This window comes from Cytobacillus citreus (assembly GCF_018343665.1).
Lineage (GTDB): Bacteria > Bacillota > Bacilli > Bacillales > Cytobacillaceae > Cytobacillus > Cytobacillus citreus.
On sequence record NZ_JAGYPM010000001.1, the window covers coordinates 35,239 to 57,674 of the forward strand.

Consider the following 22,436-nt stretch of genomic DNA (forward strand, 5'->3'; position numbering starts at 1 on the left):
GCATCACCCACACATATGAAACAGCATGCACATGATCATAGAAAGGGTGGTCCTGATGAAATTACACCTGAAATGATCGGTGCGATGGCAGGTGATGAGATAGATGACAATCCTGCTGATTTAACTTACTATGTGCGTGCTAATGGTAACGACGATAACGATGGATTATCAGAGGCAACAGCTTTTAGAACTTTTGGTAAAGCTATGTCTATGTGGAAAAGATTCACTTTTGGTGGAAAGCGTACTTTCAATATAGGCTCTGGGGTAGATTTAACACCCGATTTAACACCTAACCATAGAGAGTGGAAAGTGGAATATAAATGGGGCGGTGAGTTTGTTTTCGACTTTAACAACGCTCATGAATTAGTTCCTCAATTTGAACATATTAGGTGTAAGGTTCGTATCCAAAACTTCACAAGGTTTCATTCTGGAATATTTGATGGTCTTACTGTAGGCGAATGGTGTAGTTTTGAAAATTGCTTGTTTGTAGACGTGAACAATGTAAAAGTGGATTTTACTAAGGTGAGTCCCGAAGGTTACAGTGCTAATACACCAGCATTTAATTTTACACAAACAAGAGGTCGTGTAGGAGAGGCTACAATTACAAAAGTAAGAACAATGCTACATGCTGGAGAATTTTCTTTTGTTTTTGTTTACAATCCTAAAGGGACAGTCAGAGAGTCTTCCGATATTCCATTCAATGCTTACAACGGTGCTATTATTGACTGTCTTTTGTACGGAATAACAGGAGCAACTACCAAATTCCAAGTAGATAGAGGTGGGCAAGTATTCGGAATAACATAAGGAGGGAGGTAACTAAATGCTAAAAGGTTTAATTTTAAAAGATGACAATACTATATTAAGAGTACTTGTTGACATTATAGAAATCGATGAATCTAAGAAACACATATTATTCGGGAGTAGCGGTAAATTGGGCGGTATTGACTTTACTCTTTTAAACTTAGTAGTCACTGACGATCAAAGAGAATTTAAAGAAGGCGATACCCTTCCGCCTGATATTGTGGATAATAAATCAAGCCTGAAAAAAAACACGGATGAAAGAATCAAAATGCTTGAAAAGGACAATCATTTCCTTCGCATGGAATTAGATAGTTTCAAAAACAGAGATCATACAGAAAAAGAGCAAATACAAACAGATTTGGCTATGATGGCTGTTGAATCATCAATGGAACAAGAGAAAATTAATAAAGCCACGGAAGATCATGCCGCACTAGTCATGGAATTAACATTGAAAGGAGTTTTATAAACATGGATTGGTTTGATTTCATTAAGAGATATTATAACGGTGGATTTTACAACAATGATCCAGAAAGCAGAATGTATGTTGGGAATTTTGTTAAAACAGGAAAAATTACACCAGAACAATTCGAAGAAATCACCGGAAATCCTTATCCAGTAGAACAGGAGGTCTAGGAGATGGCTGAAATAACTAGTACTGCTTATCAGGATTTACGTGATTATATACAAACAAATTGGAATTACATTTCTTTAAAAAGTGATACTAATGCGGAAATCATGAGAGTTAAAACTGATGACTCGAGAGTACAGTGGCTGCATGAACAAGGAGCACAGACTCTTACTCTTGAATTAAGATTAACAGGTCTTGATTTCGAGACAAAACCTCAAAAAATAGCAAAGGCTGAGCTGTATAAAGCTGCAATTGGTGGTACTCCTCTTGTGTCTGAAACTTTTGCCACTGTGACAATTGAGGTTGATGCAGACAAACTTGCAGTCACACTTAACATTCAAGTACCACAGGTGATTTAATATGGCTATTAAAAGCCCATTAGAAATAACAGGATTATTAGCTTGGTTTGATGCCAGTACATTAGAACTGCAAAACGATGCCGATGTAGAACATTGGGATGATGCCAGAGGAGAGGGATTATTCCTCTCTGCCCCTGCTGGCAAGGCTCCCACATTTAAGAAGCATGGTTTAAATAATAAACCGTCAGTTGTATTCAATGGTACCTCACAAGAGTTACTGGGATCACTTCCAGATACTAGTCGGGACTCCACAATATTCATTGTATATGAGTCCTTAACGGTAACAGCAAACCAGTGTTTATACGGTACTGTGGGACATCGACTGTACCATGTCACTAGTAGTACTTCATGGACTGGTCTATGGAACGCTAACACCTATTCAAATTTAGGTAGGGTATTAACTGGAGTACAAATAGGAACATGGGCATGGAAATTTAATTCAAAGATAGATTATTATCGAAATCAAGGACATGTTGGTACTCAAGCATTAGCCCTAACGGGATCCGGAATTTATAGAGATTTTGCAATTGGCTCGAATAAAGAAAATGCTCACTATTTTAACGGTAAAATATCTGAGATATTAATCTTCCCTAGTCGAATATCTGAAGCTGATAAGATGCAGATTGAAGAGTATCTTCATCAAAAATGGTTAGTAGAAGACAGATTACCTGCCGCATTAGTAAATGTTAAAGGATTAACAGTCGGAAATGGAACCGGAGAAAATGGAGGCGTTGTACATCCTCTAGGAAGGTTAACTAGAGGGGGAACAGCTGGAAATGGTGACTGGAATGCCTACGGTACTCTAAGAGAAAAATTTCACTCTAATGAAAATAGGTATGTCGAGTTTACAGTCCCCACTTCTTATTTACAGAAAACGTTTGTGATAGGTCTTCAACCAACCTCAAAAGAAGTGGGTTTTTATCCAGATATGGATTACCAGTGGTATGTTTACTGGGGATTAATGAGAGCCATAAATCAGGTAACAAAAGAGCAAAGAGACTACACTGATAAACCGCAAACAGCCGAAATAAGGTATGGGGTTGGTATACTAAATAAGAAGGCTGTATGGTATATAAACGGCCAATTATTTATGACATCAAGTAACGAATTACCGGACCATACAGAATATACCTGCTATGTATTTTTATTCGATCAAGCAACCTATATAGAGAATCTTAAAACCGGAACTCCCCCAAGCAAGGAAATGCAAACAGAGCTTATTAAATGGTCTGGAGGAGCAAACTGGGTAGAAACTGAAAACAACGGTATGTATAAAGCCTCAGGAGCACCAGCTGGATGGACCTCAGGAGGGAACAGTCATCCAAGCCAGTTCTTAGAAGGGCCAGCGGTTATAGAATTCATTTATCCTGGTACAGGGCAGTACTGCGTTGGAGTATCTAATCTAACTAAAGATTTTTATAATAAGAATTATGCAGATGTCCACTTTAATCTTCGAGTAAGTGGATCTTACTGGTATATAAACGAGGGGACATCTACATCTCTGGCTTCCTCAACCAATGCAGTTCAGGGAGATATATTTAAGATAGCTATTACCAAGGATCGAGTATATTACTACCGAAACGATGTGTTATTAAGGATAAGTGATAAAGCTGTAAACTTCCCTTTGTACGTAGAGTCCACGATCACGGCTAACTCAACAGTTTCTGGAACTATACCACCAAACCTTACTTTTGAAGGTGTTAAGATATCTTATGAAGAACCATTTAAAGAATATAACATTGACTTAACTACACACGTAAAAAACATCAACGCTCTTGCGACAGCAGGAAAAGAGTATAATCGGCAGATAGATGCATTTAGTAAGGCTGTCACCACATCTATATCCAAAGAGATTAACAAATCTCTCTCAACTCATATCAAACCTATTACTAGTAGAGTAGGAATCTACACAAATAATAATAGAGTAGAAGTCTCTTCACACCTTAGAAAAATAGGTTCTTCTGCAAAGGCAGTTTTAGACAAGTTTCAGACCACTACACCAATTGGCCGTAAATATCGAAAATCAATTCGAATCTTATCTCCATCCATGGAAATGCTTGGTGAAATTGACAACTATGAATCTTTAATGTTTACCCGTAGCTGGCACGGCATCGGGGATTTTGACATGCGGATAAACAGATATAAAAACCATACTGAGCATTTGCAGGAAGGAAATCTTATCCTTGTAGGAGCCCAGATGAATAAGGTTTTCATGATTCTCCATCAAGAAATAGAGCTAGACGATAATGGGAAAGAAACAGAGAATTGGTTGATTAAAGGCTTCCATTTAAAAGCTGTCATATCTGAAAAAATAACTGTGCCGCCAAGCCATACATCACATGACAATAAGTCAGGAAGTTCAGAAGAAGTCATGAAGCATTATGTCAATAACAATGCGGTTAATCCAGTTGATGTAAATAGGAAGCGTCTGGAGGTTACATTAGCACCTAACCAACATCGAGGGGCAAATATTTCTTGGCAATCACGGTTTAAGAATTTGGCAGAAGAAATAGCAGAGATTTCCCTTATCACTGGATTGGGTTGGACTGTTAATCTTGATTTGGAAAATAAAAAATGGGTGTTTGATGTTTTAGAAGGTAGAGATTTAACAGCCGATCAAGACATTCTTCCGCCTGTTATTTTCTCTCCACAGTTTGAATCGATCCAGTCTATGCAGTATGTGAAAAGCAAACTTAACTATCGAAATGTGGCTTATGTCGCTGGTCAGGGTGAAGGTGTGAAAAGGAGAGTTATCATTGTTGGAGATGCAACAGGCGCACTTAGGAGAGAAGTCTTTATTGACGCTCGAGACGTTGCCGAAGAAACAGAAGATGATCCACCTAAACAGCGTCCTGAGAAAGACATCATTAGAGACTTAACCAATCGTGGAAATCAGAAGCTACAGGAATTTTTGCAGGAAGAATACCTGGAAGGACAGATTCTAACTCATAGCACTTTTGTGTATGAAGAGGACTATGATCTTGGTGATATTGTCACTGTCCAGAACGTTGATTGGGGAGTGACACTCAATGCAAGAATAACAGAAATAAAAGAAATCTATGAAGCTAATGGATTTAGGATTGAGGCTGTTTTTGGCAATAATAGACCAACACTGATCAAGAAAATAAAGCAGGAGCTTTCCCAGATCAGCGGGGAAGTTAGGAGATAGAGGGCTGAATATCAGTCCTTTTTAATTTTTTTAAAAGAAGGTGTATTCATGACAATTAATTTAGGAGTATTAGTAACAGCGATTGGTCTTTTTTGTACCTTACTCGGTGCGGTAATTACGTTTTTAACATTTAATCGTAATAGAGACAAAGATGTTAAAAGTGATGCATCAAGAAACGCTGTAATAGAGACAAAACTAGATAACATTAATCATTCTGTAAATACAATTGCAGTAGATTTAAAAACAAGTGAACGTCGGTGGACTGAAACAGATAAAGAAGTTGTTCGAATAGATGAAAGTGTAAAATCTGCACATAAAAGAATTGATGCTTTAGAAAAGGAGATTGATAAATAATGTTTGAAATCTATGATGTTGCGATTATTCCACTTATTTTAGGTATAGTAGAGTTGTTTAAAAGGGGCGGCTTATCTGATAAGTACAGCCCTTTTATTGCGGTTATTTTTGGTTTGTTATTTGGCATCTTTTATGTTTCAGCCGATGTAAAAGAGGGGATTGTAGTTGGTCTTATGCTTGGTCTATCTGCAAGTGGACTATACAGCAGTACTAAGAACCTTTTTGAAAAAGGTGATAAGAAATGACAAAGATTTTTATCGATCCAGGGCATGGCGGTACAGATCCGGGAGCAGTTGGGAATGGACTGCTAGAGAAAGATCTAACATTGCAAATTTCTAAACGTATTCGAGATTTACTCCTAGAATATGAAAACACTCAAGTAAAATTAAGTCGAGAGACAGACCAAACATTATCTTTAAACCAACGAACCAATATGGCAAATGCATGGTGTGCAGACTTCCTACTATCCGTCCACATTAACGCTGGTGGTGGAACAGGATATGAGGACTTTATTTATCCTGGTACAGGCGGTGCGACAGCTGCTTATCAAAATGCAATCCACGAAGAGGTTATGAAACTGGTTGATTTCCATGATCGTGGGAAAAAACAAGCTAACTTCCATATGCTTCGCGAATCAAACATGCCAGCATTACTGACAGAATGTGGATTTATTGATAACGCTAATGATGCAGCTAAGCTTAAACAAACAACCTATATTGAAAAAATTGCTCTTGGTCATGCAAACGGTATTGTGAAGGCATTCGGTTTGAAGAAAAAAGAAGGAGTGAGTGAACTAACTCCAGAACAAGAAAAAATTAGACAAGAAGCTATTCGTTTGAGAATAACAGATGGTAATGATCCGTTTGGAGAGGTTAACCGAATGTATTTATGGTCTGCAATTATTCCTCTTGCTAGAAGAGTAGAGGAACTTGAAAAGAAGCAGAAATAAGATAAAAAGCCCTTCTCATAGAGAGGGGCTTAGTATTATTGTTTTTCTATTACAGTTGAATTAATCTGTGGAAAGCCTAAATCATCTTTACCATCATATGAGCCATACACTTTTACAGTATCACCTTCAGCATATTCTGTTTCTTTCAGTACATCCAAAATTGAATACATTCCAAACCCTTCTCCTTCTTCGGTTGTAAGAGTAAATGTTCTAAATATGCCATCTTCAGCAATCACACTGACTTTACCAACTGCATGCACTTTTAATCCTTTTTCTGCTTCATCACCATTTAACTTCACAAAGTCAGCTTTAACAGCCTCGCTTTTAAGTTTTTCATTTAACTCCTCTTGAGTGGGTTCCTTGCTTGCTGCTTCTTCTGTTAGTTTTTCAGATTCTGGTTTTGTCGTTTCTTCTGAACTACAGCTAAATAAAAATAGACTTAACATTAAAAATGCAAAAAGTAATTTTTTCACTTCTCTTCCTCCCATTTATAGATATCATCCATAGATACGTTTAATAATGCTGCAAGTTTCAATAATTGTGGAATAGATGGATAAGATACACTTCTGCACCAATTAGATAAGGTATTTCTGCTTATCCCCATGTATTTTTCAATATAAGGCCTTTTATATGGAGACTCCTTAATTATCTTTGCTAAGTTGTTTGTTACCATGTCCTATCACCCTTATATTCAATTCTACAAACTTTTAGAATTTCCTTTCACAAATAAATATTGGATTTTTGCACAATAATTTTGTGCGGTACAGGCAAGTTTTAGGTCAATCGCCCATAGGCTATTAACACGAAAGCAAAACAGTAAAATCATCTGTTTTAATTTTCTATTTCGCAACATTATCATCTGTTTAGCATTAGTGCACTTGTACAAGTAAAAAGCTCGTATCACTGGAGGCGCTACTATTCTATTAGCCTGTCTAGATAAGACTCTAGAAAGTTATGGATTTCATTTTATGGGGAACGTTTTGATGATTGCCATACCTTTAGCAGCAATGGCAGCTGGTGTTTATTTTATCGAGACAAACGCGATTATCGGGTGGTTAAAATGACTTGGCTAGAAAGCCTTAAAATACGCAGGAAATTGATTAAGACTTTTAAATCAGGTGGTATTTATCTTGGAAGTGATGAGCGACCAATTTTTCCAAAGATTAATCATGTAAGAACAACCGAATATAGTGCGCAAATCGTTTTCAATTTACCGAATGGTCTTGATCCGAAGATGGTTACAAAAAAAGATTATATATTTCTTCAGCACTTTGGTAAAAATGTAGACCTTGATGGAGATCATAAGAAATTTACTTTGACTGTTTATCACCGATCGATGCCTTCCACACTAAAATATAAGTTTGCTGATATCAGTAAGGTATGCAACGGTTTATCACTTCCTATCATCTGTGGGATGGACCGCACAGGCGAGTACGTCACTCTTGATATGTTAAAGCAACCTCATATATTAATAGCTGGGGAAACTGGTAGCGGTAAGTCCACACAGTTGCGTTCCATTTTAACAACTTTGATAAAAACGAAAAAACCAAATGAATTAGAATTGTACCTGGGTGATTGTAAAAAATCAGAGTTTCATTTATTTAGAAAAGTCGAGCATGTGCAATGTGTCCACAGTAGCGCGAGAGATATTCAAAAGATGTTGCTCCATATCAAAAAGGAATTAGACGAAAGAAGCAACTTAACGGAAATGTTCGAGGTTAGTCATGTGGATGATCTACCAGCTGAGCATAGAAAGCCATATTTGGTTGTCTGCATTGATGAGTTTGTTATGTTAAGAAAAGATGAATTGATAATGGATATTCTTACTGAAACAGCAGCCATCGGAAGAACGCTTGGAGTGTTCTTAATTCTATCAATGCAACGTCCGAGTGCAAAAGTATTAGACACTACAATAAGAGCGAATTTAACTGTAAGTATGGGCTTTAAATTGAGGGATGCAATGGAATCAAAAATAGTAAATACTCCTAATGCCCACAATCTTGAGCATAGCGGCAGATTCATCATGAACGCTGATAAACTTTACGAGCTACAGGCTCCCTACCTAACGATGGAACAAGCAAAAAAACTACTCAATCCCTTTGTCGTTGCAAAAGGTCCAGTGAAAGAAGTCAATGAGGAAATTCCACAACTCACAGAAAAGGACGTGTTTAATGATGTTAACTAAACGTGATAAAGCAATCATTAAAGACTTAAATAAATTCAGAGTGATGGACCGAGATTCAATTGCCGAGCTTCATTTCTCTAATTTAAAAAATCCTCAGTATGCTGCTAATAATGTTTTGCTCAGATTATTAAGAGACGGGCAAATTCAGCGATCTACTTCTTACACACCGTATCTTTATTTCGGGCCCGATACTCAGATTAAGAAAAACTCACAAAAGATAGGACACTTCCTAGCGATCTTAAATGCCTATAAAGAGATTCGAAAGCACGGCCACATTGAAACATTCCTGGTTGAGCCGAAATATGGTAGCAAGGGGATTGTCGAACCAGATGCATATCTTAACTTTAGGAACACTGGATTCTTTATTGAAGTGCAAAAAAGCATCTACTCAGATAAGCAGATGCAAGATAAGATAGATCGATATGTCGATTTGTTCAATGCTGGAATCATGGCTAAACCGTTTCCACACGTCTTAATATTGTCTGATCAAAGGTATGCTCTTGATAGTGGCAACATGTTTCAGGTATTCCAATCCCCATCTTTTAGTCATTTTGTAAGGGGTCTAAAAAAGGAGAGTGCTTCCACTAATATTGAAAAAATGGAAGGTATTAAAATTAAAATAGGTTAATCTAATTATTTTATATGATTTTCTATCCATTCATTGGATAAGGTTTATAATTAAAGTGGATTTTAGGAAATTTGTATATGATTGGGATTGTATGGGAGAAGGAATAGACATAAAAAAGACACTAATTTTTATCAAATTTTCCTATAATCTAAAATTCCAGTATTGAAACGGAACGAGTGTTCTTATATAATGAATTGGAACCTATTAGGGAAATAAAAGAAAAAAGCATATTCCTCCATAGGAATATGCTGCTATTTCATTTTAGTTTTCATTTCTTTGTAAAGACCAAGTGACCGCACCATAAATTCAATTTCGTCTTCGCTGTAACTACCAGGATGAATTGGTACCGCGGATCTGCCGAATAGGTAATCGAGAGACACTTTGTAGTAATCAGCTAGCTTTATTAATAGTTGATAATCCATTTCTCGATTACCTTGTTCGTACATTGCGTATGTTGTTCTAGCTACGCCTAGTAAGTTTGCAATATCCTCTTGTTTAAGGTCATGTTTTAGTCTTAACTCAACTAATCTTTGCGTCAACATCAATTACCATTCCCCTTAAGCTACTTATGAACAATATATATAACGAATGGGGTATGGAGATATAGTTGTCACGAATCGTGTAAAAACACTTGCAATACGACACGTTTTACGATCATGGAGGGGAATATCGATGAAAAAACCTGTAGACATAATTAAGCTTGCAAAGTTGTTAGGTGTCGATGCTATTCAATTAATCCTGATGATAAACGATACAAAAGCTACATCTGCCTCAAAGAACGAACATAAGCGATAATCCCTTTCGCTTCTCCCTTGGTTAAACTTCTCCCATCAATCCTTAAGTCAAATTGCTTTAGGAGATCTTCGTCAGTTAAATCTATTTTTTCAACAAATTCTTCTTCACTACTATCTTTGGCACTTACATATGTTTCAATAGATTCTTGAACTGTTAAATTATCCTCTAACAACTCTTCTTTATCCCAATAACCACAAACAACCATAAGCTCTACAAATGATGTAGAAGTTAAATGTGAAGCAAGTGATTTTAACGTATCCACTTCTGGTTTTTGTATTTCACTTTCTATCCTAGAAATTGTAGCTGAGGAAACACCTGATTTTTCTGCTAATTGCCTTTGAGATTTGAAACCACTTAACTTCCTATGTTGTGCAATAAACTCACCGAAACTAATACTCATATCATACTCCTCCACCCTATTTACATTTCCTTACTACTGTTTGTTAGTATCCTCATTATAACAAAAAACATTACGCACGCGCAATTTTATTTTTTACCAGTATTGCGTTTTCGTATCATAATGTTATATAGTTGTGTTACGAGGTCGAATAGCTAGAAAGAAAGGAGAGTTTACTAGAATGAAAAGATATGTGATAAGACTTAATACAAAGGAATTTATGAAAGCCGCTATTGACCATGAGATAGCAAATGATACCGAACTAGCGGCTACCATTGGTGTTTCGGTTACTCAAATTTGGAGAGCGAAACTACCAGTTGATGATCATCGCCACAACACACCAGGACCTGCATTTATAGCAGGAGTACTAGCGGCATTTAAAGGACCATTTGAAAAGTTCTTTTTTTTGGATGAAGTGATACGAGAACGTATCAATAAATAGTAGGGGAAGGATAAATTTGTTAGAAGCGTACTTATTCTCACTGTTTACATTTGTTGTTGGTGTAGTAGTCGGTGATTACCACGCAGACAAAAAACTTGAAAGGGGTGATGTGATGGTAAATAAGAGGAAGTAATTGTTTTACAAAAAAATATTGTGAGGTGCAAAAAAATGTTAGTTAAATTCATTTCTCTTAATCTAATAAACTTTAAAAGCCACCGTGACCTAACTGTAAACTTTGGCGAGCGCACAGAGATCACGGGAGACAACACAAAAGGTAAAAGCACAATATTAGATGCTATTCCATGGACAGTATACGGTACAGATGCATTAAATAGCAAGCTTGATCCTACACCCGTGACTTACGAGGCAGAAGAAACAATGGTTTCACTTTTGTTAGATGTGGATGGGAAACAAGTCCTTTTAGGTCGAGAGCTTAAAAAGGGAAAGACAAAATATATCATCAATGAAGTTCCGAGCAAAGCAGGAGAATTCAACGAAATTGTAGATCAACTTTTCGATAAAGAATTGTTCTTCTCACTATTTAATCCGAATTATTTCTTTACACTCCATTGGGAAAAACAGCGTGCAATGCTATTGAATTACGTTACTGCTCCAGTAAATAAGGAAGTACTAAAGCATATGCCGGATGGACAAGCTTTAGAACTTCAAAACCTATTAAAAAAACATTGTCTATCTGATATTGAAAAGATTCATAAGGAAAGTAAAACAAAACTTGATAAACAGCATATAGCCGCACAAAGTCGGACAAAGACCTTGAAAGAACAATTGGAAGATCTAAAACCTTCTGTTGCTCTTGATTCCTTGAAAGTTGAACTTGCTCAACTAGTAAAAGAAAGAAACGAGATTGAAAATGTTACCGATTCAGCAGGAGATAACAACGGCCGCATTAATAGATTACAATCAAAAATTAATTCTCTTTTGTCTGAACGTGAACAGATGAAAGTTGATTTTCAAAAGTTAAAAGCAGAGGAAATTCAAGATACTTGCCGAGTATGTAAACAACCTTTGAAAGATGAATCCTTGGAAGCTGCAGAAGCAGACAAACAAAAGAGGATCCAAGAGTTTAAAGCACGATATGACCAAATTGTTATACAGCGAAAAGATTTAGAAACAGAACTAGCAGGACTTGACTACATAGATGTTTCTGAGCAGCTAGAAAAAGTTCGAGAAATACAAGAAAAAATAAATCCGATTGAGCGTGAAATTAGCAATCACAAGCAATTTGAAAGATTGCAGGAGCAAGTCAACCAGGCTATAGCAGATGAAAAGGAAACGCTCGATTCTCTAAATTTCTCTATCTTCATCCTTGATTCGATCAAAGCTTTTAAAGCAAAAGAAGCCGAATTGCAAGGAGAAAAAGTACAAGCCTTATTCGACTCTCTATCTATCAAACTATTTGAAACGCTAAAGAATGGCGAGATTAAGCCTACTTTCGAAATTATGATGGATGGCAAGGAATACAAAAAGCTTTCTCTTTCTGAGGGAATTAGGGCTGGTCTTGAATTGCGTGAGGTCTTGTCAAAGCAAAGCGAAATTATTGCACCTGTTTTTGTAGATAACGCTGAATCGATCACTAAGTTTAAGGAGCCATCTGGCCAGTTGATTTTATCCCGTGTTGTTGCAGGGCAAGAATTAAAAATCGAAGGGGTTGAAAGGTAATGGCAGTAATAAAAGTCGAGTTAGAACTTGATTGGATAGATGAAGAAAGTAACCTTGATGAAACTATTAAGAGCCAAGTAATAAGCAGTTTACAAGATAAATTGATTTCTAACGTAGAGAGAAAAGTGACTGCTGAATTAAGTAAAAAACTTGAAGAGATCGCAGATCGGGTGGCATCTAGCTTCATTGAAAAAACGCTTGAATCAAAAATTGAGGAACTTCAAATCCCTCATAAAAAAGGAGGATATTGGTCTTCTGATATTGAGTATATCCCAATTAGTCAATATGTCGGAATGAAGTACGAAGAACATCTAACCAAAAAGTCCCTTGATGAAAACGGAAGGGAAGCTAAGTACGACAGGGATGCAAAGCTTTCCATTAGTGAGTATTTTATTCGAAATTATTTGGCCAAAGAGTTAACTGGAAAGGTGAGCTCTATGATTCAAACAGCTCGAAAAGATGCAGAGGAGACCGTTGTTAAGGCACTTGAGAATAATCTCAAAGAGCAGTTATCCGTGGACATCATCCAAAGACTCAACATTCCTAAGATGTTGGAGAGTTTGCAAAACAAAGCTGCTGAATTAGGCGAAGGTGAATCGTCATGAAAGCTGGTAAACGTCCCACTCGCAATCAAAAGAAAGCAGTCTTTGCAGCTGGTTTAAATCCTGCTAATTGGCTTGTATTTAAAAACATTAATGGTCAATTGCATTTAGTTCATAGAGAAGAAGGAACGGTAAAAATAATTCCATCAAATATGTAAAGGGGAAATGTTTAAATGATTACTTTCAAAAATCCTATTCAGTTTGTCAAAGAAAAAATGAATGCAATGCGTGCAGCTCGTCATGCTGGCACAGCTCGTGAATTCGCAGAAATGAAGGGCAATGGCGCACCTAACACCTATGTTCCAGCTAAAGAAAGAGCCCGTCGTAAAAAGCGTAAGAAAATTGCCGATCAGTCTCGTCGTAGAAATAGGAAATAGGAGGTTAGCAAATTGCCTGATGTCGAACATCCATCTATCACTCAAGCAAATAGGACAGGCTATCCAATTTGAAAGATTACTTGATAGAAGTTAAAGGTTTTCAATTCAAAATAGCAGATTAACAGGAGGAATAATTTATGTCCAAAAATCAATTAAGCACTATTTCATTAACACCTGAAATTACAGAAGCATTTGCACCAGCAGTTTTAGAAGTTATTCGCACTTCAATTGCTCCAACTGCTAATGATCAAGAATTTCTTTTATTCGCTCATAAGGCAGCATCTTATGGTTTAGACCCATTCAAAAATGAAATCTTTTTCATTAAGTACGGACAAACAGCTCGCATTCAATTTGCTGCAGAAGCTTATCTTTCAAAGGCTCGAGAAAAAGAAGGCTTCCAACCACCTGATACTCAAATGGTTCATGAAAATGATGAATTCAGAATTGCAATGAACAAGGAAACAAAAGAAATGGAAGTTGTTCTTCATGAAATCGGATTTCCAAGGGGCAAAATAATCGGTGCCTATTCAATCGCTTATCGTGACGGTCATCGACCTGTAACAGTAATTATGGATATTGAAGAAGTGGCCCATATGTTTACTGGTCAGAACAAAGACAACTGGAACAAGTGGACAAGCGATATGTTTGGAAAGCATGTTCAGCAGCGCGCGCTTAAAAAACAATATGGACTTGAATTTGAGGATGAAACGATTAATCAAGGTGATGTAGCTAATTCTATTCCAGAGTATCAACCACAGCAAAGAAAAGATATTACACCAAATCAACAGGTAATTGACCAACCTAATTCACAGCCAATTGATCCAGAAGAAGAAAAGCTAAAAGCTGCCAAAGATCAAATGAAAGCTAAATTTAAAAAGCTCGGAATTACTACTAAAAAAGGTATGCAGGATTATATTTCTCAAAATGCACCTCACATTGGTGATAATCCGTCATTAGCAGACATTATTGGGCTTAATGAACTATTGGATATGCATTATGACATGCAGAATACAAATGCTGCTGATGCTGATATTTTGGATTGATTTCTATGAAAGTTGACATTCTAGCATCGGGGTCAAGCGGGAATTGTATCGCTTTGACCTCGGGCAAAAATACTATTCTCATAGACGTTGGCATTGCCAAGACGAAAATCGATAAAAGATTGGTAGAGGTCGGCATCCAGCCCATGAATGTTAGAGCTATATTTATCACTCATGCCCATGGTGATCACATAAAGGGATTACCCCTTGCTAACAAATATCGAATCCCTGTCTATGCAGGGGAAGAGGAATGGAAGTCTATCCAAGGTGTGGATGATGAAATAGTAAACAAAATCAAATGCGGTTCCAGCGTCGATTTAGAGCCGATAGGATTTTATATTGAATCGTTTAGAACACACCATGATGCCCATGATCCTCTCGGTTATGTAGTTCAAGACTTTGACGGTAATAAATGCTCTATATGCTTAGATACAGGCCATGTAGATAACGAAATGCTATCAGCCATGGAATACTCTACGATCTACATTATCGAAGCAAATCACGAGCCGAAAATGGTTGAAAACTCTAGTTATCCCGACAGTGTTAAAGCACGGGTTCTATCTGATATCGGACACTTATCGAATGAACAGACCGCAGAGGCACTTTCTAAGCTTGTTAATGGACAAGGAGAACAAATATATCTAACACACTTATCAAGCTCTAATAACATGCCTATGCTGGCTCAAATGACTGTAATGAGGGCACTAGCTAAAAAGGGATATAAAGCAGAAAAAGATTATGAAATAAAGGTGGTGTAGTCCATGAAAATAAAAATTATTAAAGATATTAGGTTAGGTCATGGTTGGTTACGCGTAGGTGATGAATTTTCAGTGAGAAATTTCCCATCGAGCAATCTATTCACAATTAACAATCCATATCAGATTATAGAAGGTTCATTCTCAGGCGTTGTTGTTCCAAGGGAATTTTGTATTCTACATTCCGAAGAAAAAGCTTACACCGAGAAAGAATGGAACGATTTAAAAGAGCATCACCTAGCTCAGTTGAAAAAAGAAAGAGAACAAACTGCTATTTTTCAAGGGTTGGCAAGGAAATTAACCGAAGAATTACAGAAGAAAAACAAAGAAAATGAGCGCCTTGATTTCTTTGTAACCGTCTTATCAACGGCATTAAAAGCATCCTGTGAAGCAATCAAAACACTCAAGGAGAAAAAAGCAAATTAGAAGGATGATCGAGTATGGCAAGTCCACAAACTAAAAATGGATATACCAGGATTGCCAACGAGATTTTAGAGAGTATTTCAAAGGCTGATCTCAACGGCACCCAGCTTAAAATAGTCATGGTGATTTGGCGATATACATACGGATTCCGCAGAAAAGAACATGAGATTTCTCTAGCTTTTCTAGCAGAAGCAATCGGCAGCACGAAAAGCCACGTTGATAAGGAACTGACTACTTTAATAGAGCGCAAGATTGTAAATGTCGTTGGGGTTGGCGAAAGGAGGGGAAGGTTATTGGCTTACAACAAGAATTACGACGATTGGATTGATCGTCCTACAGATGCAGTACCTCAATCGTCGTCCTGTAATTGTAGTACGTCATCGTCCTGCAACTGTAGTACGTCATCGTCCACCAATTGTAGTACCAAGAAAGAAAAGGTTAAAGAAAAACCTAAAAAAACTCGTCAAACAAAAAAATATGACGAGGAAAGTTCATATTACAAAATGGCTCTTTACTTTCATGAAAAGGTTTCTGCCGTTGCAAAAGATGCAGGGGTGGAGCATTTAGTCAGAAATGCCAATCTCCAAAGCTGGGCTGATGACTTTAGAAAGCTTATTGAAAAAGATGGAGTGGACAAGCGTCTTGCAAAAGAGGTTATGGATTGGGTTACACAAGATTCATTCTGGAGGACGAATGTCTTATCTGCCAAAACGCTAAGAGGAAAGTTTGCTGAACTTGCTATCAAAAAGAAAGCTTCTCAAACTCCTAAACAGCCGATTCAACAACAGACTAAAAATGATATTCGAGATAAAGAAATAGAGTTCCAACGTTGGATAAGTGAAGGGAATGATCCAGATGCATTCGATTGGGGAAAATGAAGTAGCAGCTGAGCAATCAGTTTTAGGAGCCGTGTTCTTAGATGCAAGTGTTCTAGATGAAATAGTTTTTCTTGAAGAAAGAGATTTCTCTATTAATCGCCACCAACAGATTTATAAAGTTATGCGCTATTTACAAAAACGAGGCAATCCGGTTGATATTATTACTGTTTCTGATGCGATTGTAAGATTTGGTGGGATTGAAAATATAGGCGGCGTTTCTTATCTATCGCAGATTGCCAGTTCTTGTCCAACAGTCGCAAACGTAGATTATTATGCAAAAATAGTTCGCTCTAAAGCGATTGAAAGACGAACACAAAACATGGGCGAAATTATCAAGGGATTATCCCGAGATGATTATGATTCGGACGAAGAATATTTTTCAAACATCGATGCCTTGGTGCAAGAGATGCGACCGCAGGCTGCAGCAAAGATGAAAAGTTTCTCGGAATCAAAAGAAAGCTATTTTGAACACCTTGCAACAAAAGCAGAATATATCAAGACAGGATTTGCACAGTTTGATAATTGGGCCCGTGGATTATGGAGAGGTTGGCTTTTTGTATCAGCTGGTCGGCCATCGGTAGGTAAAACAGCTAAGATGTTGCAACGCCTTTATGGAGTAGCTAAACAGCACCAAGGAGTTGTTCTTATTTTCTCTCAAGAAATGGGAGAGAACGAATTGAAAGACAGAATGATGTCTTCTGTAACTGGAATCAGCTATGGGAGGATTAAAAATAAGGAATTAGATGAGAAGGAAAAAACTCTTCTGGATAGAGCTTATGAAGGCTTCGAATACCTGCCAATTTTTATTCAAGATAGTCCAAATGTATCGATTGATGATGTAAGAGCAACAGCAAGGCAATTCAAGCGAAAGCACGGAAAGATAGCTGTCATTGCTGTTGATTACTTACAAATCATGAATATCCCTCAAAAAAAGGGTGAAACAAGATCACAAGCAATTGGGAATGTTACTGGTGCAGCCAAACAAATTGCTCGTGAAATGAATTGCTGCTTTATGATGTTATCCCAAATGTCAAGAGCGTTTGAGGGAGCATTAAAGCCCCAACTATCACACTTAAAAGAATCCGGATCCATTGAACAAGATGCTGATGTAGTTGAATTCCTTTGGCATGATCCAAATGACATTGTAAGTGGCGGTAAAGTTATTCAGCAGACGATTGCTAAGGGTAGAGATACAGGACTTAATGAATTCCGGCTGCTCTTCCAAGGTTGGAAACAGCACTTTCAAGAGCTGTCAAGAGAGAAAGGGTGAACAAATTGGAAAGACCAATAACAACTCAAAATGTATTAGATGCTTTTGCTAGAGTGTTAGATTCGCAATATGAAAAAGGCATTAAAAAATATGGCACCACAATTGACCAGGCGAAGGACTCAGATTATGACTGGAACCTTATGGCTTTAGAAGAGTCTGCCGATCTCATGAAATATCTAATCAAAGAGAATGCGAGATTGAGAAAAGAGAAAACAACAATAAACACTCTTTGTTCAGAAGCCTATGAAATAGCTAAATCAAAAGGCTGGCATGATGAGGAAAGAGAAACAGGAACACTTCTGGCTTTAATCCATAGTGAAGTAAGTGAAGCTTTGGAAGCCGACAGAAAAGGCGATAAAGAACATTTCGCAGAAGAAATTGCTGATATTTTTATTCGGGGTTTTGATCTGTGTGGGTTAAAAGGAATTAATCTTGAATATCACATCTTAAAGAAAATGGAGTACAACAAAAGCAGAACGTATAAGCATGGCGGTAAGGCTTATTAATCATATTTTGTATTATGTTTCTTTTAAAAATGAACGGAGGGAATTTATTATGCCGAATTGGTGTGAAGGAACATTGAAAGTAAGGGGTACTAAAGAAAACTTAATTAAGTTCTTAAAAAACAACTTTACTCCAGTAACTTGGTTAGGTTCAGATGTGAAAGCAGAGTTTGTTGAGGAAAAATATTCGGTAGCGTTGAAGTGTGATGAAAAATTCCACGGTTTCCATGTAAAGGGTACACGTCGAAACTTTATTGAAACAAACTGCATAGAGTTTGAGTTTTGGGATGACGACAAAGAAACTCATGTAATGGTAATTGAGAATTATAAAGCAGCTTGGGGAATTGATGCTGCTCCACTAGCTGAGATATCAAAAGAATTTTATGTTGACCTAAAAATATATGCATATGAACGTGGGATGGAATTTAACCAAGATATAGAAATCATCGATGGTGAAATTGTAAAGAATGAAGAGATAAACTTTGATGATTATATGTGGGAATGTGCGCACCCATCGATAGGTGGATAATACACAAGAATTATTAAGTTTACTAGAAAGGGGTGGCACCATGATTAAGATACTAGAATTGTTCGGAGGCATTGGAGCGCCCCGAAAAGCACTAATCAATCTTGGTATTGATCATAAATGCATTGATTATGTGGAATGGCAGCCAAATAGGGTTAAAGCATATAACGCACTTTATGATCATCTGCATAAGCCACAGGATGTTAGGGGATGGAATTTAAAGCCGGACATATTAGTTCATGGATCTCCATGTCAGGATAATTCAGCAGCTAACCTTAATGATGATAAAGGACGATCAAAATTAATCCTTGAGACAATACGTATCATTCGTGAAATGTGTGAGTGGCGGCCAAAGGTTGTAATTTGGGAAAACGTAAAAGGTGCATTGTTCAAATCGAAAAGACCTATATTTGACGAGTATCTTCAAGAAATGGAAAAGCTGGGATACACCAATTCATTCAGTGTACTTAATGCCATGGATTTTGGCATTCCACAAGCTAGAGAGAGAGTCTTTTGCGTTTCATTGCTTGGCAGCTCTATTTTCGATTTCAATAAGTTGATAAGGCGGCCACTTCGTTCAATAGCAGAATTTTTACAAGATGAAAGTGAATTTGATTTAGAAAAATATATAGTCAATATTCCATCAATGCTTAATCGTATTGCTGATTTAGCAAGTCCGGAAGAAATTGAACGGAACAAAAGTAAATTTCGGTATATCGAAACAATTCAAACTCATTGCTGGACATTAACCGAGCGTCCAGATCGATGCCCAGGACCAGGAGTAATTAAAACATCAGATGGTCGTTATCGATATCCAACTGAAAGAGAATATTTGCGGTTAATGGGCTTTGATGATGCGGATTTCGATCTTATGTCTCAAGTGTTTCCGATTAAGCCGCATCTAAGAAGTGCAACGCTTTATGCACTGGCAGGGAATAGTATTGTGGTTCAAGTGCTGGAAGCTATTTTCAAAGTAATCATGGATGAAGATTATGGAACAGATTTTATTGCAGATGCAACAGGCCAGCTGCAGTTAATCTACTAAACAAAAGAGTAAAGGAATTTCCTAAGGAGGGATGATCGCCATGAAATTAGTCAGCTGCAGTATTTGTTTTAAGGCATATCTACCAAAATTTACATCTGTAGTTGATGGTAAAAGAATTTGTGATGGGTGCAAAGGTGATAAAAAGCCTGTATCTAATTTTTTTACTAAAAATGTTGCGAGGTCGCAACGTTAAGGTGGTGGTCAAGTGGATTTTTCGATAGCTTCTGTTCAAGAACTCTACGATATTGCAACAGACGTAACCGCAAGAATGAGAGATCGGTATTCTGCAACTAAAGAATTACAGGAAAGGAGAAAATCCGTGGTAGGAACTAAATGTAAATATCCTGGTTGTATGAGTAATACTGAGACTACATGGGCTCTTGTTGGCCTGTGCAGAACACATCATAAACTGATCAAAGAGGAAACAACTAAGTATTATAAACAAACAGGGATTCTGTACGAATATAGGATTCATTATTTAAAAATAGTTGAACATATTCCATTTGCTAGAAAGGAGTGAATAGATTATGAGATTTGTAGGAATAGATCCGGGTACAAAAACAGGGTTTGTTGCACTTGATGAAAATGAAGAGGTTTTAAGAGCGAAAGAATTGACAGGTATTAGTGATGCAGATCCGAAAAGAATGGTGACGCTAATTGATGAGGTTGTCTCGCATGTTAAACCAGGTGATGTAATTTGCATCGAGGGTTTTCCTTTTGATACTCAGCGAGCCATGTTTGCTGGTGGTCTACATCATGGAATCCGCAACGAACTCTTTAAAAGAGGATTCAGCTACTACGAAGTTGCTCCAAATGCCGTAAAGAAGTTTGTGAATGTAACTGGATGGGTTGGAGAAAAAGGTAGTAAAAAGCGACTCACGGGGCCAGCGAAGAAAAAAGCCGTCATGAAGGCTGTTGAAGAACATTTTAGCTTTACACATAAAAGTGACAACGTGGTAGATGCTTATATCATTGCTCAAATTGCAAAAGATTTATGGACTATGGAGAGTGGAGTAGAATGCTTACTGAATAATGGGTATCTTCCAATCTATCAAGCTGAAGTCTTGCAATCTATATTAGAAACAAAGAAGAAGGCTAAAGCAAAATGACCAAAGTAAAAGGTTGGAAAGCGCAGCATCCTCGCCAGCTTAAGAAAATAGTTACTGGCCTAAATGAAACGACTTTAAATAGAGTCGTAAAATCTCATGAAAACCGTGGTTGGGTAAGGGCGAGCGAAGTAAAAGAACATGGTTATGGATTAGGAATATTAATGATTTTTAAGGGGTAGCGTTTAAACCCCTTATAAGCCCGATATAGGCGTTTTGTTTAACACTAATACATTTGGTCTTAATGTAGTTGTAAAACACGCAAAAAGCGATACGAGGTCGTAACAAACACTATATAAAAAAGGAGTAAATAAAAATGAGTAAATTCGAATTGAATGTTTTATTTAAGAAAATCCAAAAGGATGATAAAAAAGAAGTTTTAGAGTTTCATGTCCAAGGGGATGAGCTGCCTCATTCTAAGGAGTTAATAGAATTAGCAGGAAACATTGTCGTACTAGAAATTGAAGCAAGTGGAGCTGGTAAGTTTAACGCAGAATTTAAAGCAGTACAGCGTGATTCCAAGAAAACAACACTCAAGTTTAACGCTAAAGGTGACTCTGATGAAAAGATGATAAAACTGTATCCTCATGCAGGGCGAACCGTGAAACTGTCCTTGGAACCATCTCAAATGAGTATTGAGGATTTTAACAATGAAGAGCCGCGTGAGGGTGTTAAGTATAATGTGGGGAAAGATGGTACGGCAAATGTAGTTTCTCCGGACCAGATGAGCATTGAAGATGTAAAAGAAGAAGAACAAGATGAGGATTTATTGAATTAGTGTCCAAGAGCCCCGGGCTTTGGCTTGGGGTACTCCTTAGATAAACAGGGGGTCTTTATATGAGTTTTGAATTACCGGAATTAGATAGAAAGGCAACACAAGCAAAAGTTGAGGAACATCTTGAGAGATACAGGCTTTTTAAATACCTTACTTTTGAGGAAAGAGAAGCTTCGATTACAGCTAGTGCGGATATAAGGTATCACGGCCCAACAAATCAGACTGGCGATCAAACAGGATCCATTGCAATATACAATGCTGATGAATATGAACAAAGAAAACGATTCTGCGAACGCACAGAAAAGGCAGTGAAGCGTCTTCCGCCTATGGAGAGATTTCTTATTGAAGCTAGATACATGTCAGATGATAGTGAGTATTTGACTGACTATAATGTGTATTGTTTTAAGTTTCAACCACCGATCAGCCATGTAACATATGGAAAGATTCGCTGGAAAGCTTTTTACCGATTAGCGCTAAATCTCAATATTGCTGTCACTAAACAACCAGAATAGGACAAGACCTATTTATCATATTCATAACACTAGAGGTGATTCAACATGGCGGAGAGGAGAAAATTAATTACAGAAGATACAAAGATAAACATTGATGAATCTGTTTTTAAAGCAAAAGCAGAGGAATTGATTTGTGAATTGTTTGTGGACTATGTTAATAAATTACATCAGTCTTCTGTTCTGGAATTAAAAAAATAGTTAATTCAATTGAATGAATTATAGTTAAATCAAGAATGT

At 37.2% G+C, this 22,436-nt stretch carries 33 protein-coding genes; 29 read left to right on the forward strand and 4 right to left on the reverse strand.

What is annotated here, in order from left to right:
• The 8 genes from KHA94_RS00285 to KHA94_RS00320 all read left to right on the forward strand — a co-directional run.
• Positions 1-804: hypothetical protein (locus KHA94_RS00285; RefSeq protein ID WP_213100182.1), on the forward strand; the 804-nt coding region annotated here is incomplete at its 5' end.
• 16 nt (positions 805-820) lie between these two features.
• Positions 821-1,267 carry a hypothetical protein gene (locus KHA94_RS00290; protein WP_213100183.1) on the forward strand — a complete coding sequence of 149 codons (447 nt, stop codon included), beginning with the start codon at positions 821-823 and terminating at the stop codon, positions 1,265-1,267.
• A 2-nt stretch (positions 1,268-1,269) separates the two neighbouring features.
• Positions 1,270-1,434 (forward strand): XkdX family protein, encoded by a 165-nt coding sequence (locus KHA94_RS00295; protein WP_213100184.1) that lies wholly within the window; start codon positions 1,270-1,272, stop codon positions 1,432-1,434.
• 3 nt (positions 1,435-1,437) lie between these two features.
• A complete protein-coding gene (locus KHA94_RS00300) occupies positions 1,438-1,788 on the forward strand; it encodes a hypothetical protein (protein WP_213100185.1) in 351 nt (116 codons plus the stop codon).
• Position 1,789: 1 nt separating this feature from the next.
• On the forward strand, positions 1,790-4,957 hold the full coding sequence (locus KHA94_RS25785; RefSeq protein ID WP_249365246.1) for a siphovirus ReqiPepy6 Gp37-like family protein: 3,168 nt from the start codon (positions 1,790-1,792) through the stop codon (positions 4,955-4,957).
• A gap of 48 nt (positions 4,958-5,005) precedes the next feature.
• Entirely contained in the window at positions 5,006-5,311 is a 306-nt protein-coding gene (locus KHA94_RS00310; RefSeq protein ID WP_213100186.1) for a hypothetical protein, read from the forward strand.
• Positions 5,311-5,556 (forward strand): hypothetical protein, encoded by a 246-nt coding sequence (locus tag KHA94_RS00315; RefSeq protein ID WP_213100187.1) that lies wholly within the window; start codon positions 5,311-5,313, stop codon positions 5,554-5,556. The genes KHA94_RS00310 and KHA94_RS00315 overlap by 1 nt, the downstream gene beginning before the upstream one ends.
• Positions 5,553-6,260: an N-acetylmuramoyl-L-alanine amidase gene (locus tag KHA94_RS00320; protein WP_213100188.1), complete on the forward strand. Its 708-nt coding sequence runs from the start codon at positions 5,553-5,555 to the stop codon at positions 6,258-6,260. Before KHA94_RS00315 ends, KHA94_RS00320 begins: the two co-directional genes overlap by 4 nt.
• A 35-nt stretch (positions 6,261-6,295) precedes the next feature.
• Here the strand turns inward: KHA94_RS00320 and KHA94_RS00325 are convergent, their stop codons facing one another.
• Both KHA94_RS00325 and KHA94_RS00330 read right to left on the reverse strand, forming a co-directional pair.
• Positions 6,296-6,733 carry a hypothetical protein gene (locus KHA94_RS00325; RefSeq protein WP_213100189.1) on the reverse strand — a complete coding sequence of 146 codons (438 nt, stop codon included), beginning with the start codon at positions 6,731-6,733 and terminating at the stop codon, positions 6,296-6,298.
• Entirely contained in the window at positions 6,730-6,933 is a 204-nt protein-coding gene (locus KHA94_RS00330) for a helix-turn-helix transcriptional regulator (protein WP_213100190.1), read from the reverse strand. The genes KHA94_RS00325 and KHA94_RS00330 overlap by 4 nt, the downstream gene beginning before the upstream one ends.
• Before the next feature lie 387 nt (positions 6,934-7,320).
• Here KHA94_RS00330 and KHA94_RS00335 point away from each other — a divergent pair, with 387 nt between their 5' ends.
• Both KHA94_RS00335 and KHA94_RS00340 read left to right on the forward strand, forming a co-directional pair.
• A complete protein-coding gene (locus tag KHA94_RS00335; protein ID WP_213100191.1) occupies positions 7,321-8,445 on the forward strand; it encodes an FtsK/SpoIIIE domain-containing protein in 1,125 nt (374 codons plus the stop codon).
• Positions 8,432-9,073 carry a replication-relaxation family protein gene (locus tag KHA94_RS00340; protein ID WP_213100192.1) on the forward strand — a complete coding sequence of 214 codons (642 nt, stop codon included), beginning with the start codon at positions 8,432-8,434 and terminating at the stop codon, positions 9,071-9,073. The genes KHA94_RS00335 and KHA94_RS00340 overlap by 14 nt, the downstream gene beginning before the upstream one ends.
• Positions 9,074-9,324: 251 nt before the next feature.
• Here the strand turns inward: KHA94_RS00340 and KHA94_RS00345 are convergent, their stop codons facing one another.
• On the reverse strand, positions 9,325-9,615 hold the full coding sequence (locus KHA94_RS00345; protein ID WP_213101225.1) for a helix-turn-helix domain-containing protein: 291 nt from the start codon (positions 9,613-9,615) through the stop codon (positions 9,325-9,327).
• A gap of 218 nt (positions 9,616-9,833) precedes the next feature.
• A complete protein-coding gene (locus KHA94_RS00350; RefSeq protein ID WP_213100193.1) occupies positions 9,834-10,268 on the reverse strand; it encodes a helix-turn-helix domain-containing protein in 435 nt (144 codons plus the stop codon).
• A gap of 178 nt (positions 10,269-10,446) precedes the next feature.
• Between KHA94_RS00350 and KHA94_RS00355 the strand changes: the two genes are divergently transcribed.
• From KHA94_RS00355 to KHA94_RS00445, 19 genes are all read left to right on the forward strand, one after another.
• Positions 10,447-10,707, forward strand: a complete 261-nt coding sequence (locus KHA94_RS00355) for a hypothetical protein (RefSeq protein ID WP_213100194.1) — start codon at positions 10,447-10,449, stop codon at positions 10,705-10,707.
• Positions 10,708-10,875: 168 nt separating this feature from the next.
• Entirely contained in the window at positions 10,876-12,387 is a 1,512-nt protein-coding gene (locus KHA94_RS00360; protein WP_213100195.1) for an AAA family ATPase, read from the forward strand.
• Positions 12,387-12,992 carry a hypothetical protein gene (locus KHA94_RS00365; protein WP_213100196.1) on the forward strand — a complete coding sequence of 202 codons (606 nt, stop codon included), beginning with the start codon at positions 12,387-12,389 and terminating at the stop codon, positions 12,990-12,992. Before KHA94_RS00360 ends, KHA94_RS00365 begins: the two co-directional genes overlap by 1 nt.
• Positions 12,989-13,147, forward strand: a complete 159-nt coding sequence (locus KHA94_RS00370) for a DUF6906 family protein (protein ID WP_213100197.1) — start codon at positions 12,989-12,991, stop codon at positions 13,145-13,147. Before KHA94_RS00365 ends, KHA94_RS00370 begins: the two co-directional genes overlap by 4 nt.
• A 15-nt stretch (positions 13,148-13,162) precedes the next feature.
• Positions 13,163-13,366 (forward strand): hypothetical protein, encoded by a 204-nt coding sequence (locus tag KHA94_RS00375; protein WP_213100198.1) that lies wholly within the window; start codon positions 13,163-13,165, stop codon positions 13,364-13,366.
• 137 nt (positions 13,367-13,503) lie between these two features.
• Positions 13,504-14,409, forward strand: a complete 906-nt coding sequence (locus KHA94_RS00380) for a RecT family recombinase (protein ID WP_213100199.1) — start codon at positions 13,504-13,506, stop codon at positions 14,407-14,409.
• 5 nt (positions 14,410-14,414) lie between these two features.
• Positions 14,415-15,164 (forward strand): MBL fold metallo-hydrolase, encoded by a 750-nt coding sequence (locus tag KHA94_RS00385; RefSeq protein ID WP_213100200.1) that lies wholly within the window; start codon positions 14,415-14,417, stop codon positions 15,162-15,164.
• A 3-nt stretch (positions 15,165-15,167) separates the two neighbouring features.
• The gene (locus tag KHA94_RS00390; protein WP_213100201.1) at positions 15,168-15,587 is read left to right on the forward strand and encodes a hypothetical protein; all 420 of its coding nucleotides are present in this window, start codon (positions 15,168-15,170) and stop codon (positions 15,585-15,587) included.
• A gap of 14 nt (positions 15,588-15,601) precedes the next feature.
• Positions 15,602-16,462 carry a replication protein gene (locus tag KHA94_RS00395; RefSeq protein WP_213100202.1) on the forward strand — a complete coding sequence of 287 codons (861 nt, stop codon included), beginning with the start codon at positions 15,602-15,604 and terminating at the stop codon, positions 16,460-16,462.
• Positions 16,431-17,732, forward strand: coding sequence for a replicative DNA helicase (locus KHA94_RS00400; RefSeq protein ID WP_249365247.1), 1,302 nt, complete (start codon positions 16,431-16,433; stop codon positions 17,730-17,732). Before KHA94_RS00395 ends, KHA94_RS00400 begins: the two co-directional genes overlap by 32 nt.
• Before the next feature lie 5 nt (positions 17,733-17,737).
• Positions 17,738-18,238 (forward strand): pyrophosphohydrolase domain-containing protein, encoded by a 501-nt coding sequence (locus KHA94_RS00405; protein ID WP_249365248.1) that lies wholly within the window; start codon positions 17,738-17,740, stop codon positions 18,236-18,238.
• Between the two features lie 49 nt (positions 18,239-18,287).
• Positions 18,288-18,764 (forward strand): hypothetical protein, encoded by a 477-nt coding sequence (locus KHA94_RS00410; protein WP_213100203.1) that lies wholly within the window; start codon positions 18,288-18,290, stop codon positions 18,762-18,764.
• Positions 18,765-18,804: 40 nt separating this feature from the next.
• Positions 18,805-19,806: a DNA cytosine methyltransferase gene (locus KHA94_RS00415; protein WP_213100204.1), complete on the forward strand. Its 1,002-nt coding sequence runs from the start codon at positions 18,805-18,807 to the stop codon at positions 19,804-19,806.
• Between the two features lie 205 nt (positions 19,807-20,011).
• Positions 20,012-20,326: a hypothetical protein gene (locus KHA94_RS00420; protein WP_213100205.1), complete on the forward strand. Its 315-nt coding sequence runs from the start codon at positions 20,012-20,014 to the stop codon at positions 20,324-20,326.
• Between the two features lie 7 nt (positions 20,327-20,333).
• Entirely contained in the window at positions 20,334-20,915 is a 582-nt protein-coding gene (locus KHA94_RS00425; RefSeq protein ID WP_213100206.1) for a RuvC family protein, read from the forward strand.
• The gene (locus KHA94_RS00430) at positions 20,912-21,094 is read left to right on the forward strand and encodes a hypothetical protein (RefSeq protein WP_213100207.1); all 183 of its coding nucleotides are present in this window, start codon (positions 20,912-20,914) and stop codon (positions 21,092-21,094) included. Before KHA94_RS00425 ends, KHA94_RS00430 begins: the two co-directional genes overlap by 4 nt.
• 134 nt (positions 21,095-21,228) lie before the next feature.
• Complete coding sequence (locus tag KHA94_RS00435; RefSeq protein WP_213100208.1) at positions 21,229-21,690, forward strand: hypothetical protein; 462 nt, start codon at positions 21,229-21,231, stop codon at positions 21,688-21,690.
• A 59-nt stretch (positions 21,691-21,749) separates the two neighbouring features.
• A complete protein-coding gene (locus KHA94_RS00440; RefSeq protein ID WP_213100209.1) occupies positions 21,750-22,199 on the forward strand; it encodes an ArpU family phage packaging/lysis transcriptional regulator in 450 nt (149 codons plus the stop codon).
• 45 nt (positions 22,200-22,244) lie between these two features.
• Positions 22,245-22,397, forward strand: a complete 153-nt coding sequence (locus KHA94_RS00445; RefSeq protein WP_213100210.1) for a hypothetical protein — start codon at positions 22,245-22,247, stop codon at positions 22,395-22,397.
• Positions 22,398-22,436: the final 39 nt, after the last annotated feature.

Bases quoted from the DNA above. Each gene is read 5' to 3' on its own strand.
- KHA94_RS00425 (WP_213100206.1), top strand. From the start codon at position 20,334: ATGAGATTTGTAGGAATAGATCCGGGTACAAAAACAGGGTTTGTTGCA.
- KHA94_RS00375 (WP_213100198.1), top strand. From the start codon at position 13,163: ATGATTACTTTCAAAAATCCTATTCAGTTTGTCAAAGAAAAAATGAAT.
- KHA94_RS00340 (WP_213100192.1), top strand. From the start codon at position 8,432: ATGATGTTAACTAAACGTGATAAAGCAATCATTAAAGACTTAAATAAA.
- KHA94_RS00400 (WP_249365247.1), top strand. From the start codon at position 16,431: ATGATCCAGATGCATTCGATTGGGGAAAATGAAGTAGCAGCTGAGCAA.
- KHA94_RS25785 (WP_249365246.1), top strand. From the start codon at position 1,790: ATGGCTATTAAAAGCCCATTAGAAATAACAGGATTATTAGCTTGGTTT.
- KHA94_RS00330 (WP_213100190.1), bottom strand. From the start codon at position 6,933: ATGGTAACAAACAACTTAGCAAAGATAATTAAGGAGTCTCCATATAAA.
- KHA94_RS00350 (WP_213100193.1), bottom strand. From the start codon at position 10,268: ATGAGTATTAGTTTCGGTGAGTTTATTGCACAACATAGGAAGTTAAGT.
- KHA94_RS00360 (WP_213100195.1), top strand. From the start codon at position 10,876: ATGTTAGTTAAATTCATTTCTCTTAATCTAATAAACTTTAAAAGCCAC.
- KHA94_RS00290 (WP_213100183.1), top strand. From the start codon at position 821: ATGCTAAAAGGTTTAATTTTAAAAGATGACAATACTATATTAAGAGTA.
- KHA94_RS00295 (WP_213100184.1), top strand. From the start codon at position 1,270: ATGGATTGGTTTGATTTCATTAAGAGATATTATAACGGTGGATTTTAC.
- KHA94_RS00335 (WP_213100191.1), top strand. From the start codon at position 7,321: ATGACTTGGCTAGAAAGCCTTAAAATACGCAGGAAATTGATTAAGACT.
- KHA94_RS00410 (WP_213100203.1), top strand. From the start codon at position 18,288: ATGCCGAATTGGTGTGAAGGAACATTGAAAGTAAGGGGTACTAAAGAA.
- KHA94_RS00385 (WP_213100200.1), top strand. From the start codon at position 14,415: ATGAAAGTTGACATTCTAGCATCGGGGTCAAGCGGGAATTGTATCGCT.
- KHA94_RS00415 (WP_213100204.1), top strand. From the start codon at position 18,805: ATGATTAAGATACTAGAATTGTTCGGAGGCATTGGAGCGCCCCGAAAA.
- KHA94_RS00300 (WP_213100185.1), top strand. From the start codon at position 1,438: ATGGCTGAAATAACTAGTACTGCTTATCAGGATTTACGTGATTATATA.
- KHA94_RS00345 (WP_213101225.1), bottom strand. From the start codon at position 9,615: ATGTTGACGCAAAGATTAGTTGAGTTAAGACTAAAACATGACCTTAAA.
- KHA94_RS00320 (WP_213100188.1), top strand. From the start codon at position 5,553: ATGACAAAGATTTTTATCGATCCAGGGCATGGCGGTACAGATCCGGGA.
- KHA94_RS00315 (WP_213100187.1), top strand. From the start codon at position 5,311: ATGTTTGAAATCTATGATGTTGCGATTATTCCACTTATTTTAGGTATA.
- KHA94_RS00380 (WP_213100199.1), top strand. From the start codon at position 13,504: ATGTCCAAAAATCAATTAAGCACTATTTCATTAACACCTGAAATTACA.
- KHA94_RS00365 (WP_213100196.1), top strand. From the start codon at position 12,387: ATGGCAGTAATAAAAGTCGAGTTAGAACTTGATTGGATAGATGAAGAA.
- KHA94_RS00395 (WP_213100202.1), top strand. From the start codon at position 15,602: ATGGCAAGTCCACAAACTAAAAATGGATATACCAGGATTGCCAACGAG.
- KHA94_RS00390 (WP_213100201.1), top strand. From the start codon at position 15,168: ATGAAAATAAAAATTATTAAAGATATTAGGTTAGGTCATGGTTGGTTA.
- KHA94_RS00430 (WP_213100207.1), top strand. From the start codon at position 20,912: ATGACCAAAGTAAAAGGTTGGAAAGCGCAGCATCCTCGCCAGCTTAAG.
- KHA94_RS00310 (WP_213100186.1), top strand. From the start codon at position 5,006: ATGACAATTAATTTAGGAGTATTAGTAACAGCGATTGGTCTTTTTTGT.
- KHA94_RS00445 (WP_213100210.1), top strand. From the start codon at position 22,245: ATGGCGGAGAGGAGAAAATTAATTACAGAAGATACAAAGATAAACATT.
- KHA94_RS00440 (WP_213100209.1), top strand. From the start codon at position 21,750: ATGAGTTTTGAATTACCGGAATTAGATAGAAAGGCAACACAAGCAAAA.
- KHA94_RS00435 (WP_213100208.1), top strand. From the start codon at position 21,229: ATGAGTAAATTCGAATTGAATGTTTTATTTAAGAAAATCCAAAAGGAT.
- KHA94_RS00370 (WP_213100197.1), top strand. From the start codon at position 12,989: ATGAAAGCTGGTAAACGTCCCACTCGCAATCAAAAGAAAGCAGTCTTT.
- KHA94_RS00355 (WP_213100194.1), top strand. From the start codon at position 10,447: ATGAAAAGATATGTGATAAGACTTAATACAAAGGAATTTATGAAAGCC.